Source organism: Proteus faecis, assembly GCF_003144395.1.
Classification (GTDB): Bacteria; Pseudomonadota; Gammaproteobacteria; order Enterobacterales; family Enterobacteriaceae; genus Proteus; species Proteus faecis.
This window is the reverse complement of the sequence record NZ_PENZ01000043.1, coordinates 1-576: the sequence shown is the minus strand read 5'-3', so window position 1 is coordinate 576 and position 576 is coordinate 1. Positions and strand designations below refer to the sequence as shown.

Annotated in this window: 1 protein-coding gene; it reads right to left on the bottom strand. The window is 43.6% G+C overall.

Going from position 1 to position 576, the window contains the following annotated elements; genetic code table 11:
- Positions 1-576: terminase TerL endonuclease subunit (locus DK858_RS13845; RefSeq protein ID WP_228407330.1), on the bottom strand; the 576-nt coding region annotated here is incomplete at both ends.

The following is a 576-nucleotide window of genomic DNA, read 5'->3' as shown; positions in this document are numbered from 1 at the left end:
TAGGAATAAAAGGTCTTCGTTAGGATCTAAAGAGGAAAGGAAGTCACCACCACTGCCACCATTCACCAATAATCGACTCATACCCGTAAATAGTGCAACAGGGCCATCAATTTTTGCCTCGGGTGTGGATTTATTAGGGAAAATATTGTCGTTTTTATCCGGCTTAACCGTGACGTTCGACATCATCCAGTTCATAACAGGGTGTTGGCCATGATGAAACTTACCCGCATAAACCAGTGCTTCAATCTCTTTCATGGACTCAGAAAAGTTACGCACCGTTTGAGCTACTTCTACAAGGGGTAACCCTTCTTCAGCCAGTGATAAACTAAATTGTGTCGCACTCCACGGGTCAAAACCCAGTTCGTTTAAGTTCTCGCCCGTCACCCATTCAATAATTTCTTCTTTAATTTGAGCATGATCGACAACTTCACCATCGGTTAATGTGAGATGCCCCATATCAGCCCATTTGCGATAGAGTTCTGCCATTTGTTTCGAACAACGCTCAAGCCGGTCTTCGGGTAACCAAAACTTAAAATCAGCATGAACATGACCGTTATCGGGCTGTTTCCATACTTT